The sequence below is a fragment of the Thiocystis violacea genome, assembly GCF_016583575.1.
In the GTDB taxonomy this organism is placed as follows: Bacteria; Pseudomonadota; Gammaproteobacteria; order Chromatiales; family Chromatiaceae; genus Thiocystis; species Thiocystis violacea.
Window position 1 is genome coordinate 1 of record NZ_NRRG01000011.1, and the last position, 14298, is coordinate 14298.

The following is a 14298-nucleotide window of genomic DNA, read 5'->3' on the forward strand; positions in this document are numbered from 1 at the left end:
CGTGATGATGAAACGTCGCAACTTGTCACCTGCCGGGTGAGCCCTAGAATGGGCGTATTTTACCTCCATCCTCTTGTTATGTAACGGGAATTCTTGGAAGACGGTTCATTCAGTTCACGGAACCAGGTTTAATCCTGTAAATCTTGAAGAATCCTGTTAATCCTGTCCAATTCCGGAGCCTTCGGTCGGGTACGGACTTTCCCGGAAATCGCCTTACGCCTCTCCCGTGCGGCCTTACTCCCCTGAAGGGGGCAACCTGGAGATTTCGATGAACGAGGTCGATCCTCGTCGACTCTTGAAGGACATCCCCCAGGATCCGGGTGTCTACCGCATGCTGGACGCGACGGGGGGCGTGCTCTATGTCGGCAAGGCCAAGCGCCTCAGACGCCGGGTCGCCAGCTACTTCGGCCGCTCGCTCAACAGCCGCCTCCAGCTCATGGTGAGCCAGATCGCGGACATCGAGGTGACCGTCACGCGCACGGAGGGCGAGGCGCTGCTGCTGGAGAGCAATCTCATCAAGGCGCTACAGCCACGCTTCAACGTGCTGCTGCGCGACGACAAGAGTTATCCCTACATCCGTCTCACCACCCAGGACGCCTTTCCCCGGCTCGCCTTCTATCGCGGCTCGCGCAAGACGGAAGGGCGTCTCTTCGGTCCCTATCCGAGCGGCTGGGCGGTGCGCGAGACGCTGCGATTGCTGCAGAAACTCTTTCCGGTGCGCCAGTGCGAGGACAGCTTTTTCCGCAATCGCTCCCGTCCCTGTCTTCAGTATCAGATCAAGCGGTGCGACGGTCCCTGCGTCGGCTTGGTCAGCCCCGAGCAGTACGCGCAGGACGTCGCGCACAGTATCAAGTTCCTGAGTGGCCGCTCGGACGAGGTGGTCGACGAACTGGTCGCCGCCATGGAAAGGGCCTCGGCGGCGCTGGAGTTCGAGCGCGCGGCGGTGCTGCGCGACCAGATCGCGACCTTGCGCCAGATCCAGGAGCGACAGTATGTGAACGGGGAGGGCGGCGATCTGGACATCATCGCCGCCGCCCAGGAGGCCGGGATGAACTGCGTGCAGGTCTTCTTCATCCGCGGCGGGCGCAATCTCGGCAACAAGGGCTTCTTCCCGCAAGCGCCGGCCGATACGGACGAGCCGACCCTGCTGGCGGCCTTTCTGACCCAGTTCTACGCCGACAAGGAAATTCCTCCCGAACTCATCCTGAGCCGGGAGCCCGAGGACGTCGACTTATTGCAGGAGGCCCTCGGCGAGCGCGCGGGACGGCGGGTGCGGATCCGCGTCCGCGTCCGCGCCGAACGCGCCCGCTGGCTGGAGATGGCGCGCGACAATGCCCAGTTCGCGCTCAAATCGCGCCTGGGGAGTCAGGCCGGATACGCGCGTCGCCTGAATGAGCTGCGAGACGCGCTGGATCTGGATGAGGCGCCGGGACGCCTGGAGTGCTTCGACATCAGCCACACCGGGGGCGAGCGCACGGTCGCCTCCTGCGTGGTGTTCGATGGGGAGGGACCGCGCAAGCCCGATTACCGACGGTTCAATATCGAGGGCATCACCACCGGTGACGACTATGCCGCGATGCACCAGGCCCTGACACGCCGTTACACGCGGGTCAAGCAGGGCGAGTATCCGATTCCGGACCTGCTCTTCATCGATGGCGGCCGTGGTCAACTCGGTGCCGCGGCCGAGGCGTTGCGCGAGCTTGGGATCGGTGGCCCGCGGCTGGTGGGCGTATCCAAGGGGCCGGATCGCCGGCCGGGGACCGAACAGCTTTGGTTGTTGGGTCAGGAGGCGCCCGTTATACTGCCGGGCGATTCGCCGGCCATGCATCTGATCGAGCAGATCCGCGACGAAGCCCACCGCTTTGCCATCACCGGCCATCGCCAGCGTCGTGCCAAGGCCCGAACGACGTCCGTGCTGGAAGAGATCAGCGGAATTGGTCCCAAGCGCCGTCAGCGCCTCCTGAAGCAACTCGGGGGGTTGCGGGGTCTGGCGCGCGCGGGGGTCGAGGAGATCGCCGGGGTCGAAGGTATCGGCCGGCAATTGGCCCAGCAAATTCATGAGGCCTTTCATCGAGACGTCCCGGAATCCTGAACCGATGTGGAACTTGCCGAACATTCTGACGATGCTGCGCATCGTGCTGATCCCGGTTTTCGTGGTCGTCTTCTATATCGACAGCCCCTGGGCGCCCTATGGCGCCGCCGCCATCTTCGGCGCCGCCGCCCTGACCGACTGGCTCGACGGCTATCTGGCGCGCAAACTCGACCAGACCTCGCCGCTCGGCGCCTTCCTGGATCCGGTCGCCGACAAGCTGATGGTGGCGGTCGCGCTGGTGGTGCTCTTGCAGGCGGATCCGCGCGTACTGCTCGCGTTGCCGGTCATGGTCATCATCGGACGCGAGATCACCGTCTCGGCGCTGCGCGAATGGATGGCCGAGATCGGCGCCCGCGCGGCGGTGGCGGTCTCCAATCTCGGCAAGATCAAGACCACGGCGCAGATGATCTCGATCGTGCTACTGATCCTGAAGAACTCGATCTTCGGACCCTGGATCTACGACATCGGCATCGCCCTGGTCTATGTCGCCGCGACCCTCACCCTCTGGTCGATGCTGGTATACCTGATCGCCGCCTGGCCCAGTCTTTCCAGCGAGGCGAAAAAAAATTAAAAGGATGCTTGACGGCCGACTGAACGGCCCTATAATAGGCGGCTCTTAGCGGGAATAGCTCAGTGGTAGAGCACAACCTTGCCAAGGTTGGGGTCGCGAGTTCGAGCCTCGTTTCCCGCTCCAAATCTTTTGTAGGGTGTTGATTTTACTCCGGTTGTGCGTTGTCACGGCGAATAGAAAACCGTCTTTCACGGTTCTGATCGTTTCGCACCCACGGAGCCCTGCATACCAACATTCGATGACACCATCGACGCCTTCGTGGCGTCACGCGAATTCGACCGGGCCACCTTGGCCCGGTTTGCGTTTTGGTCGGAGGCCCTAGGCCCTCATGATCCGGCCAACATCACCCCCGATCACGTCGACGCCGCCTTGGCTCGACTCGTCGAGCGTGGCCGTCTCAAGCCGTGACGGGGCGCCGAAACCATCCCGTGGGCACGCCGCTCGCCGGCTTCACCCTCAATCGTTACGTCAGCCAACGGCAAAGCCTCTGCAAGTTCGCCCGGTGCCTACTCCCGCGTGGCCATGTCCCGCCCGCCAAGGGTTTGGGGAAGGCCCCCGAACCCGTTGATCCCGATCGCTATCCGCGTCCCGAGGGGGGCGCGTGTGCTCGATCGCCGATGGGGGCGCTTGGTCGCGCTGATCTTGACCGCCTTTCATTCCGGCCTGCGCTCAAACCAGCGTCAGAGTGGGGTTAAGCTGAAATGAAATTGACCTATCCCTACACCGCCGAACCTCAAGAGGGCGGCGGTTTTTCATCCAGTTCGTCGACCTTGAGGAGGCGTTTACCGAGGGTGCGACCCTGGAAGAAGCGGCCTTCAATGCGGCCGAGGTCTTGACCGGCATCCTTGCTGGAATAGCGGTCTGGATCTCAGCTAGCAGGTGCGCTCCAACTCGCTCAGGTCCAGCCCTTACACCACATCGGCGACGTAGCGCGCCAAATGCATCTCCGGCAACCACTCTTGCACCGAGGGTGGCCGCAGGAAGCCGATGTCGCGGTCGATCGGTCGGAAGTGGCTCATCGGCGCGGATCCTCAAGGCTGATGCCCCCATTGCGTCGGAACCTGCCGCCAATCGGCCGCGGGAAAGTCCGACTCTACCTAGAAGGCGATGGTCCGTTCATTCGATCACCGGATGCGGGTTGCCCAGGGTGTGCGCGACGGGTTTGCCGAACAGGCTCTGGGCGATCTCGACCCCGGCGCGGCGGCCGGAGTGGAGCGCCCATTGGATCGATGGGGCGGTCCGGTATTCGCCGCAGGTCCATAGCCAGTGGGAGCGGCGTAACTCCCGATTGCCGGGGTAGAACACCGGCGGTCCCTGGGCGGGGAGGGCGTGCGGGATCCGATAGACGGCCAGCCGCCGCCACTCGCGTACCTGATGGCCGAGCCAGCCTTTGAGTTCGCCCCGGACATGGGTCTCCAGGGCGTCCGGGTTGTGGTCCGCGCCCTGGATATTGACCGCGATGAGGCTGTATCCGGGCGGGGCATAGTGGTTGGAGAGATTGCTCGGGCACAGCAGACTGTTGATGTAGCCTCGCCCCTCGCCGTTGAGGATCAGGAAGGGTCCGGCGATGGGCGGTTGGCGGGCGCCGAAATAGAGACAGGTGGTGCCTCGGCTGGCGGACGCGCTAGGCTGTGGTTCGCCGAGCAGACGGGCGGTCTCGCGGCCCTCGGTGGCGATGACGATGGCGCGGGCGTTCAGTCGCTCTCCGCTCTGGGTGATGACCTCCCGTTCCTGGACCCGGGCGACGCGGCAGCCGACACGAACCCGCTCCTGGGGGAGTCGCGCGGCGAGTTGCGCCGGGATCTCGCCCATGCCCAGCGCCGGCAAGGCGGTGTCGCCCAGGGCGAAGGCGCGGAAGACGAATTCGAAGGTCCGCGACGAGACGGCGAGATCGGGATCGAAGAAGACGCCACTGAAGAAGGGTTTGAAGAAGCGCTCGATCATGCGCTCGGAGAAGCCCAGCGCGCGAAGCCGCTCCAGGGCGGTTTGTTCCGGTCGGCCATAGAGCGACTCCAGATCGCCCTTGAGACAGCGGCGTCTGAGTCCGAGCAGCCGGAGCTTGTCGGTCAGGGTGCCGATCGGCGAGCCCAGCATCTCGGGCAGTCGTAGCGGTCGACGCCAGATGTCGCTCACGCGGTGCAGGCGGCCCTGGGTGCGAATCAGGGCGCCGGGATAGAAGGGGCGCAGATCCAGGCGCTCGTAGTCGAGAAAGCGCCGGGCTTCCGGGTACCAGGTCTGGAGTACCTGGAAGCCACGATCCAGTCGAAAGCCCTCGCGGCGATCGGTGCGCAGACGCCCACCGACCACGTCCGAGGCCTCCAGGACCAGCGGTTCGAGACCGCTGTCCCGAAGGGTGAGGGCACAGGCCAGTCCGGAGAGGCCGGCGCCGATGACGATGACGTCTGTGCTCATGCGCTCACCTCCGCTCGCGCCGGGGGGCGCGACGGATGGGGGTCAGTGGTATTGCTCGGTGGTGTATTGGCCGGGCGCGTGGCGGCGGTGACGCGCCAGTCCGCGTTCCTCCAGGATGACCTTGGCATCCTTGATCATGGCCGAGTTGCCGCACAGCATCACATGGCTGGTGGCGGGGTCGATGCGGAGTCCCGCCCTGGTCTCGAGCTGGCCGTCGGTCAGCAGGTCGGTGATGCGCCCGGCGAGCGCGCCTTCGCGGGTCTCGCGGCTGACGGCCGGTATGAACAGGAAGCGGTCGCCATGGCGGCTGGCGATCTCTTTCAGGGTCTCGGCGTAGGCCAGATCCGCTCCCTGGCGCACGCCATGGACCAGCACCACCCGATTGAAGCGCTCCCAGGGATCGGGCGAGCGCAGGATGGAGAGATAGACGCCCAGCCCGGTGCCGGTGCCGAGCATCCAGAGGTTATCGGCGGGCTCGACCGTCTCCAGGGTGAAGATGCCGCTGGCGGTGGAGGTCAGCCAGACCTCGTCGCCTGGATTCAGGGCGGACAGCGGGGGTGTCAGCGGACCTTCCGGAACCTCGTTGAAATAGATCTCCAGCGGTCGGTCCTGAGGCGCGTTGACGAGCGAGTAGGGACGGCCGACGCGCTCCCCCTCGATATCCAGCGCGACCTTGATGTACTGGCCCGCGACGAAATCGGCGATCGGCGCCTCGAATTGCAGACTGTGCAGGCCCTCGGCCCATTGATGCTTACCCACGATTTTCGCTTTTATCCAATCGTTCATGTCCGTTCCTGCGTGCCTGTTGAATGAGGGTTTCCGTCATGGCGGAAAGGCATTGTCCTCGAATGATCGGTGCGGCCGAAGGTATTGCAATCCCGCGCCGGCTGCTCTACCTAGTTTTGGGTATCTGTCCTAACCGGGAAACGGGAGTCACGCATGAAATCTTCCCTGCTGCTGCTGGGTCTGGCCGCGATGAGCGCGACCGCGACCGCCGGCGACGCCAAGACCTGCTCCTCGCTGCTCGACCTCGATGTCCGGCGGCTCGCCGGCGACGAGGTCGTCAATCTCTGCGACCTCTATCAGGGCCAGGTCATCCTTGTGGTCAACACCGCCAGTAAATGCGGTTTCACCCCCCAGTACGAAGGACTCGAGCGTCTCTACGGCAAGTACCGGGAGCGGGGGCTGGTCGTCCTTGGCTTTCCCTCGAACGATTTCGCCAATCAGGAACCGGCCAGCGAGCAGGAGATCCAGAGCTTTTGCCGCCTGACCTACTCGGTCGAATTTCCCATGTTCGAGAAGGTCGGCGTCAAGAAGGGTAAGGCCGCGCCCCTGTTCGATCGGCTGGCCGCCGCTGGAGCGCCTTATCCGAAATGGAATTTCTACAAATACCTGATCGATCGCAACGGGAATCTGGTCGATTATTACACCAGCATCACCACGCCCGAGAGCGGCAAGGTGGTGAAGGCGATCGAGAAGCTGCTCTGAATTCCATGGGCCGGATCGATGGCCGCCATCCGATCCGGCGATTGGATCCTGGTCGTGCCGATGGATATCCTGATCGAGATGACTGGATGACGTTTCGGCCCGATATTCGGCGCCCGGAGACGCCTAGAGTCCAGCCCAGCCACCGGCCCCGAGGCCGATCGACTTCTGGATAGGGGAGTGACGATGATGGCGACGCCAGGTCTTCGCGAGGGGAGTCTCGACGCACCCACCCGGCATCCGCTCGACTGGCGGGATCCGGGCTTTTACGACGAGCGGGCGCTTTTCGCCGAGTTGGAGCGCGTCTTCGACATCTGTCACGGCTGCCGTCGCTGCGTCAGTCTCTGCCAATCCTTTCCGACGCTGTTCGATCTGGTCGACGCCTCGGAGAGCCTGGAAGTCGATGGCGTCGCCAAGGCCGACTATTGGAAGGTGGTCGACCACTGCTATCTGTGCGACCTCTGCTACATGACCAAATGTCCTTATGTGCCGCCGCACGAGTGGAATCTCGATTTTCCGCATCTGATGCTGCGGGCGAAGGCGGTGAAGTTCAAAAAGGGAGAGATCAAGTTTCGCGACCGGATCCTGACCAGCACCGATCAGGTCGGGCGTCTGGCCGGCATCCCGGTGGTCAATGGTCTCGTCAACGCGGTGAACCGCCATCCGCTGGGGCGCAAGGCGCTGGAGGTGGTGCTTGAGGTTCATCGCGACGCGCGCCTGCCGCCCTATCAGAGCCAGTCGCTGCGCCAGCGCGAGCGGGAGCGTATCGGCCGCCCTGCGACGGGCGAGGCCGCCGGAGCGACCACCGGTAAGGTCGCGCTCTTCGTGACCTGTTACGGCAACCATAACGAGCCCGGCGTCAATCAGGATCTGATCCGGGTGTTCGAGCACAACGGCCTTCCGGTCACCCTGGCCGAGCGGGAGCAGTGCTGCGGCATGCCCAAGCTGGAGCTGGGCGACCTGGAGGCGGTGCGCCGGGCCAAGGAGGCGAACATCCCGGTCCTCAAGCGTCTGGTCGAGGAGGGCTGGGACATCGTCGCGACGATTCCCTCCTGCGTGCTCATGTTCAAGCAGGAACTGCCGCTGATGTTCCCCGAGGACGCCGATGTCCGGCTGGTCAAGGAGCACATGTATGACCCCTTCGAATACCTGATGCTCCGCCACCGGCACGGGCGAATGAACCTGGATTTCAAGCAACCGCTGGGCCAGGTGGTCTATCAAGCGTCCTGTCATCAACGGGTCCAGAATATCGGCTCCAAGACCCGCGAGGTGCTGGCGCTGGTGCCTGGGACGACGGTCGAGATCATCGAGCGCTGCTCGGGTCATGATGGAACCTACGCGGTCAAGAAGGAGTTCCACGCCGCCTCCATGAAGATCGTCAAGCCCGTCGCGGGGCGGGTCGAGAAGGCGGCCCCGGATCATTTCGGCAGCGATTGCCCGATGGCGGGCGCCCATATCGCCCATGCGCTGGGTCGCGATGGCGAGCAGCGCCATCCCATGAGCCTGATGCGCCTGGCCTATGGCCTTTGACGCGCCCCGTCCGCCGCTGGGCGTCGCGGGACAGCACCGGAGACGAGCATGTCACTCATAGCCAACGACCTCTACAGTCTGGAAGCCTACGCACGGGCGCGCGCCGATTTTCGAGCCGGGGTGATGGCGCACAAGCAGCACCGCCGGGTTCCGCTCGGGGCGCATGCCACGCTCTATTTCGAGGATCGTCTGACCGTCCAGTATCAGATCCAGGAGATGCTGCGGGTCGAGCGGATCTTCGAGCCTGAGGGTATCGAGGACGAACTGGCCGCCTACAATCCGCTCATCCCCGACGGCACCAATTGGAAGGCGACCTTCATGCTTGAGTACGAGGATCCGCAAGAGCGGCGCGAGGCGCTGGCGCGACTGCGCGGGATCGAGGACGCGGTCTGGGTTCGCGTCGAGGGCTACGACAAGGTCTTCGCGATCGCCGACGAGGACATGGAGCGCGCGGACGAGACCAAGACCTCGGCGGTTCATTTCCTGCGTTTCGAGCTGACGACCCCCATGGTCGCCGAGGTCAAGGCAGGCGCAGCTATCGAATGCGGCACGGATCACCCGGACCATGGCCTCTGGGTCGCGTTGTCGCCGGAGGTCCGTGATTCGCTCGTCGCCGATCTGGCCTGACCCCATTCATCCCTCATCCAAGTGAGACGTCCGGCCCCAAGCGCCATCCTGCTCGACATGGACGGCGTGCTCTATCACGGTGACCAACCGCTCCCCGGCGCGCTCGGCCTGCTGCGGCGGATCGCCGGGATTCCGCACGCCTTCGTGACCAACAATCCGATCCGCCCACCCGAGCGGGTCGCCGATGCCCTGGAGGCCATGGGCCTGCCGCGACCGGACCCCGCCCGTATCATCACCTCGGCGCTCGCTACGGCCCGCTGGCTTGCCGGCATCCGACCCGGTTTCCGTTACTTCGCGGTCGGCGCGGCCGGGTTGGACGAGGCGCTGCGCGTGGTGGGTGAACCCGATAGCGAGCGGGCCGATTTCGTGGTGGTGGGCGAGGGCGTCGGCCTGGATTACGAGCAGCTCACCATCGGGATCAACCTGATCCTCGGACGCGGCGCGCGGCTGGTCGGCACCAATCCGGACCCAACGGTCGACGCGATGCGGGATGGTCGTCATCTGGTGCTGCCCGGTGGTGGCGCGCTGGTCGCGCCCTTCGCCGCCGCGACCGGCGTGACCCCGACCATCATCGGCAAGCCCGAGCCGATGCTCTATGAGATGGCGCTGGAACGCCTGGGCCAGGCCGCCTCCGATGGCATCATGATCGGAGATCGGATGGACACCGACATCGCCGGCGCGGAACGCCTCGGCCTCTGGACCGCGCTGGTACGCTCGGGCCGCCACCCGCCGGGACGACCGTTGCCGGACGATATCCCGCCACCGGATTTCGACGTGACCAGCCTGGATGAGCTGCTGGCCCACTGGTCGGATGCCTTTCCAGGCTGGATCCCGGAAGCCTGATCGGGGCTTGCGACCCCCGCGCCGTCCTATCGGAACCGCGCCACGAAAAACGCCCCGGTTGCACGGGGGCGTTTTCGTCGAATCTTGGCGCGGGGGTCGATGGGTTTCACGGCCAGTCGGCGTCCGTGCCGAACTTCGGCTGCATGTCGTGGCCATTCTACCCATCCTACGAAAACCGCCGTGTTTCACCGGTTCCGGCGACGTTCTCGGCGCAGCGTCCGCATAGTTCGGGATGCTCGGGGTGGGTTCCGACGTCCGGTCGGTGATGCCAGCAGCGCACGCATTTGACGTGCTCGGATGCCGAGACCCGGACCGCCAGTCCCTCCTGTTCGCTCGCGACGGCGTCCTCCGGAAGGTCGGCTAGCGGATGGAGTCGGACCTCGGAGACGATGAGGACAAAGCGCAGTTCGTCCCCGAGCCGGGCGAGTCGCTCCAGAGGCTCCGGCGCGCCATAGAGGTCCAGCTCGGCGTCCAGCGAGGAGCCGATCTGGCCGGCCTTGCGCGCGGTTTCCAGCGCCGGTCCAATGGCGAGCCGGGTGGCGATCATCCGGTCCCAGAAGTCGCGGTCCAGCGGATCGCCGGCGTCGAGCGCGAACAACCCCTGGTACCAGGTCTCGGTGAAAATGGTCTCGCTCCGTTCGCCGGGGATTTCTTGCCAGATCTCGTCGGCGGTAAAGCTCAGGATGGGCGCGAGCCAGCGACTCATGGCCTCGACGATGTGATACATGGCGCTCTGGCAAGAGCGGCGTGCCGTGCTGTCCGTCTGGGTGGTGTACTGACGGTCCTTGATGACATCCAGGTAAAAGCCGCCCATGTCCACCACGCAGAACTGCTGGACCTTCTGATAGATGAGATGGAACTGGTAGTCGCCGTAGGCGGCGATCACCTCTTCCTGGAGCCGATAGGCGCGATCCACCGCCCAGCGGTCCAGCTCCACCATCTCCGCCGGCGCGACCAGATTGACGGCGGGATCGAAGCCATTGAGGTTGGCGAGCAGGAAGCGCGCGGTGTTGCGGATGCGCCGGTAGGCGTCGGCGGTGCGCTTGAGGATCTCGTCGCTGACGTTCATCTCGGTGCGATAGTCGGTCGCCGCGACCCAGAGCCGGATGATGTCGGCGCCGAGCGTCTTCATGACATCCTGGGGCGCGACCACGTTGCCCTTGGACTTGGACATCTTCTCGCCCTTGGCGTCCACGGTGAAGCCGTGGGTGAGCACCTGGCGATAGGGCGCGCGGCCGTGCATGGCGACCGAGGTCATGAGCGAGGACTGGAACCAGCCGCGATGCTGGTCGGAGCCTTCCAGATAGAGATCGGCCGGGGCGCGCAGGCCCTCGCGCTGCTCCAGCACGCAGGCGTGGGTGACGCCCGAGTCGAACCAGACATCCAGGGTGTCGTGGACCTTGTCGTAGAGCGCGCCTTCCGCGTCGCCCAGGAGGTCGCGCGGATGCAGCTCGAACCAGGCCTCGATGCCGTGCTTCTCGACCCGCTTGGCGACCACCTCGATCAGCTCCGCCGTGCGCGGATGGAGCTGGGCGGTTTCCTTGTGGACGAAGAGCGCGATCGGCACGCCCCAGGTGCGCTGGCGCGAGATGCACCAATCCGGACGGCCGCGCACCATGCCCTCGATACGGCTCTGACCCCAATCCGGCATCCAGCGGACATTCTCGATCTCGCGCAGTGCCGTCTCGCGCAGACCCTCTTGATTCATGCTGATGAACCATTGGGGCGTGGCGCGGAAGATGATCGGCGTCTTGTGCCGCCAGCAGTGCGGATAGCTGTGGGTGAAGCGGGTTTCCAGCAGCAGCGCACCCTTGGCCTTGAGGGTCTCGACGACATGCTCGTTGGCCTGGAAGACGTTCTCGCCCGCGAACAGCTCGGTGTCGGGCAGGAAGCGGCCGTCGCCGCCGACCGGGTTGTCCACCGGCAGGCCGTAGCGTTGACCGACGATATAGTCCTCCAGACCATGACCCGGCGCGGTGTGAACGGCGCCGGTGCCGGCCTCCAGCGTGACATGCTCCCCGACGATGACCGGCACCTCGCGGTCATAGAAGGGATGCTTGAGTTTGACGCCCTCGAAATCGATGCCGCGCCCGTAGCCCAGCACCCGATAGTGTTCGACGTCCCAGCGGTCCATGGTGTCCTTGAGCAGGCCCTCGGCGACGATCAGTCGCTCCTGGCCGTGCTCGGTCTCGGCCTCGACGATGACATACTCCAGCTCGGCATTGAGCGCCACGGCCTGGTTGGCGGGCAGGGTCCAGGGTGTCGTGGTCCAGATGACGACCGAGACCGGGCCTTCACCACAACCGGACGGGGTGCCGTGACAGCGTTCGCCGAGCGCCTCCGGATCGACGACGGGGAAGCGCACGTCGATGGCGATGGATTGCTTGTCGGCGTATTCGACCTCGGCCTCGGCGAGCGCGGAGCCGCAGTCGATGCACCAGTGGACCGGCTTCTCGCCCTTTTGCAGATGGCCGTTGGCGATGATCCGCCCAAGCGAACGGATAATCTCGGCCTCGAAGCCGAAGTCCATGGTGAGATAGGGATGCTCCCAGTCGCCGAGGACGCCGAGTCGCTTGAAGTCCGCGCGCTGCCGCTCGACCTGCTTGGCCGCGTACTCGCGGCAGGCGACGCGGAACTCGGCGGCGCTGATCTTGTGGCCGGGCTTGCCGTGCTTCTTCTCGACCTGAAGCTCGATCGGCAGACCGTGACAGTCCCAGCCGGGGACGTAGGGGGCGTCCAGGCCGTCCAGGGTGCGCGCCTTGACGATGATGTCCTTGAGCACCTTGTTGACCGCGTGACCGATATGGATCTCGCCATTGGCGTAGGGCGGGCCATCGTGCAGGATGAAGGTCTCGGCCCCGGCGCGCGCCTCGCGAATGCGGGCATGGACGTCCAGGGACGCCCAGCGTTCGAGCATCCCGGGCTCGCGCTGGGCAAGGTTGGCCTTCATGGCGAAGCCGGTGTTGGGTAGGTTCAGGGTGTTTTTGTAGTCAGTCACTTCGATTGGGTCCCGGATGCGTCGATGAGTCCAAGGGGCGTTTAGTCATGCAAGCTACAAGTGGCCGCGCGCGGAATCAAGCCGCGCGTGGGACGCGGGGGGCGGGCCTGGACCCATTCCGACCAGGTCATGGGGTTCTTCTCGGGACACTGGAGGCGGTTTTGTTTCAATCCTTTGGATGGCCTATGCTTGGTGCTCGCGGTGGGGAAAGGGGTTTCCGTGGGGCCGTTGCAAGGGGCGGCGTCATGTCCTCCCTCGCGCCTTCCTCCGATCGGGCGAGCTGGTTCAAGACGTGAACGAAAAGATCCTCGACAAGAGTCAGTTGCGCATCGGGATGTTCGTGCATCTCGATCTGCCCTGGATGAATCACCCCTTTCTATCCAGCAGCTTCAAGATCCGCAATCAGAAACAACTGGACGCCCTGCGGCAGCTCGTCATCGATCAGGTGCGGATCGATCTGGACCGCGGCGACCGGCCGCCACTCAGTGGCGCCTCGGCCGAGCCGGAGCCGGAGCCCCTGTCCTCGACGCAAGTCCAGGAGGATCTGACCGCCGCCCTCTGGGAAGAGAAGAGTCAGCGGATCCGGGTGTTGAAGGAGCGCCGTTCGCGGCTCAACCAGTGCGCCAAGTGCTACGGTCAGAAGGTGGGCTTCGCGCGCAAGCTCATGTCCCATCTGCGCTCCTCTCCGGCGCAGGCGGCGGAGGAGGCGGGCGAGCTGGTGGAGAGCATGGTCGCGGAGCTGACCGAGGATCTGGAGACGACCGTCCAGTTGGTCAATCTGAAGCATCAGGACGAGAACAGCTATCACCATGCGATCAATGTCGTGGCGCTGTCCCTGGTGCTCGGCCGGAAACTGGAGTTGGACCGGGTTCAACTCAGGCAACTTGGCATGGGCGCGCTCTTCCATGACCTGGGGCACCTGAAGATACCGACCCAGATCTTGCTCAAGAAAGGCGTTTTCGCGGACGCCGAGCGGAAATTCTACGAACAGCATCCCCGTTATGGCGCGGAGATCGCCCGCCAGATCGGTTCCTTACCCCTGGGCGTCATCGAGATCATCGCCAAACACCACGAGCACCTCGACGGCAGTGGTTATCCCGAGGGCGTGGGCGACAAGGACATCGGTCTCCTGACCCGCGTCGTCACCGTGGTCAACCGTTACGACAACCTTTGCAACGGACTCGGTGCCGAGCATGGTCTCTCGCCCCACCAGGCCGTCTCGCGCATGTACTCCAAGGAGCGTCAATGCTATGACCCCAAGGTCTTGTCGACATTCATCACCAACCTGGGGGTTTATCCGCCCGGCACCGTGGTTCGATTGATCGACGAACGGGTCGCCGTGGTCATCTCCATCAACTCCGACGACCTGTTGAAGCCGAACGTTCTGGTCTACTCGCGCGAGGTGCCTTCGGAAGAGGCGCTGATCCTGAACCTGATCGAGGAAGGGATCGGCATCCGCGAGAGCCTGCATCGCTCCGAGCTGAATCCGGAGCAGGTGGAGTACCTCAACCTCTCGGATAAGCTCAGTTATTACTTCCAGTCCTCGAAGGGGGGCGGCGGTCGATGACAGGGCAGGGCGCGAGGAAAAAATACGCGCGAGGGCATCCCTTTTGGTAGTCTCCGCCAGGTCGTCCGCCGAGCCAGGTTCGGATTGATACCTGGATGCCGAATCGCCATCTTGCCTCTCCGTCGCACCAACATCCGGATGCCACGCCTTCGAGCGTGGTCCGAGGCCCCTCC

At 64.5% G+C, this 14298-nt stretch carries 10 protein-coding genes and 1 tRNA gene; 8 read left to right on the top strand and 3 right to left on the bottom strand.

Features of this window, described 5'->3' with window-relative positions; all coding sequences use genetic code 11:
* Positions 1 to 268 precede the first annotated feature (268 nt).
* The 3 genes from uvrC (at position 269) to CKO27_RS07465 (ending at position 2786) form a co-directional block, all read left to right on the top strand.
* Positions 269 to 2092 (top strand): excinuclease ABC subunit UvrC, encoded by a 1824-nt coding sequence (gene uvrC / locus CKO27_RS07455; protein ID WP_200374252.1) that lies wholly within the window; start codon positions 269 to 271, stop codon positions 2090 to 2092.
* Between the two features lie 4 nt (positions 2093 to 2096).
* Positions 2097 to 2663, top strand: coding sequence for a CDP-diacylglycerol--glycerol-3-phosphate 3-phosphatidyltransferase (pgsA, locus tag CKO27_RS07460; protein WP_200374253.1), 567 nt, complete (start codon positions 2097 to 2099; stop codon positions 2661 to 2663).
* A 48-nt stretch (positions 2664 to 2711) separates the two neighbouring features.
* A tRNA-Gly gene (locus tag CKO27_RS07465) sits at positions 2712 to 2786 on the top strand.
* Positions 2787 to 3779: 993 nt separating this feature from the next.
* Here the strand turns inward: CKO27_RS07465 and CKO27_RS07470 are convergent.
* Together CKO27_RS07470 and CKO27_RS07475 are read right to left on the bottom strand one after the other, a co-directional pair.
* Positions 3780 to 5075, bottom strand: coding sequence for a protoporphyrinogen/coproporphyrinogen oxidase (locus tag CKO27_RS07470; RefSeq protein ID WP_200374254.1), 1296 nt, complete (start codon positions 5073 to 5075; stop codon positions 3780 to 3782).
* A gap of 42 nt (positions 5076 to 5117) precedes the next feature.
* Entirely contained in the window at positions 5118 to 5861 is a 744-nt protein-coding gene (locus CKO27_RS07475; protein WP_200374255.1) for a ferredoxin--NADP reductase, read from the bottom strand.
* A gap of 153 nt (positions 5862 to 6014) precedes the next feature.
* On the opposite strand from CKO27_RS07475, the gene CKO27_RS07480 reads away from it, so the two are divergent.
* From CKO27_RS07480 to CKO27_RS07495, 4 genes are all read left to right on the top strand, one after another.
* Complete coding sequence (locus CKO27_RS07480) at positions 6015 to 6563, top strand: glutathione peroxidase (protein WP_200374256.1); 549 nt, start codon at positions 6015 to 6017, stop codon at positions 6561 to 6563.
* A gap of 183 nt (positions 6564 to 6746) precedes the next feature.
* Positions 6747 to 8090 (top strand): heterodisulfide reductase-related iron-sulfur binding cluster, encoded by a 1344-nt coding sequence (locus CKO27_RS07485; RefSeq protein ID WP_420825820.1) that lies wholly within the window; start codon positions 6747 to 6749, stop codon positions 8088 to 8090.
* Between the two features lie 48 nt (positions 8091 to 8138).
* Positions 8139 to 8717 (top strand): DUF3501 family protein, encoded by a 579-nt coding sequence (locus tag CKO27_RS07490; RefSeq protein ID WP_200374257.1) that lies wholly within the window; start codon positions 8139 to 8141, stop codon positions 8715 to 8717.
* A 21-nt stretch (positions 8718 to 8738) separates the two neighbouring features.
* Positions 8739 to 9560 (top strand): HAD-IIA family hydrolase, encoded by an 822-nt coding sequence (locus CKO27_RS07495; RefSeq protein WP_200374258.1) that lies wholly within the window; start codon positions 8739 to 8741, stop codon positions 9558 to 9560.
* Positions 9561 to 9726: 166 nt separating this feature from the next.
* On the opposite strand, the gene ileS is transcribed toward CKO27_RS07495, so the two are convergent.
* A complete protein-coding gene (ileS, locus tag CKO27_RS07500; protein ID WP_200374259.1) occupies positions 9727 to 12558 on the bottom strand; it encodes an isoleucine--tRNA ligase in 2832 nt (943 codons plus the stop codon).
* A gap of 292 nt (positions 12559 to 12850) precedes the next feature.
* On the opposite strand from ileS, the gene CKO27_RS07505 reads away from it, so the two are divergent.
* On the top strand, positions 12851 to 14125 hold the full coding sequence (locus CKO27_RS07505; protein ID WP_338115935.1) for a cyclic di-GMP phosphodiesterase: 1275 nt from the start codon (positions 12851 to 12853) through the stop codon (positions 14123 to 14125).
* Positions 14126 to 14298: the final 173 nt, after the last annotated feature.

What these genes read in the sequence shown, in the direction of transcription:
- CKO27_RS07480 (WP_200374256.1), top strand. Translation starts at nt 6,015, where the DNA reads ATGAAATCTTCCCTGCTGCTGCTGGGTCTGGCCGCGATGAGCGCGACC.
- CKO27_RS07490 (WP_200374257.1), top strand. Translation starts at nt 8,139, where the DNA reads ATGTCACTCATAGCCAACGACCTCTACAGTCTGGAAGCCTACGCACGG.
- pgsA (WP_200374253.1), top strand. Translation starts at nt 2,097, where the DNA reads ATGTGGAACTTGCCGAACATTCTGACGATGCTGCGCATCGTGCTGATC.
- CKO27_RS07485 (WP_420825820.1), top strand. Translation starts at nt 6,747, where the DNA reads ATGATGGCGACGCCAGGTCTTCGCGAGGGGAGTCTCGACGCACCCACC.
- CKO27_RS07470 (WP_200374254.1), bottom strand. Translation starts at nt 5,075, where the DNA reads ATGAGCACAGACGTCATCGTCATCGGCGCCGGCCTCTCCGGACTGGCC.
- CKO27_RS07475 (WP_200374255.1), bottom strand. Translation starts at nt 5,861, where the DNA reads ATGAACGATTGGATAAAAGCGAAAATCGTGGGTAAGCATCAATGGGCC.
- uvrC (WP_200374252.1), top strand. Translation starts at nt 269, where the DNA reads ATGAACGAGGTCGATCCTCGTCGACTCTTGAAGGACATCCCCCAGGAT.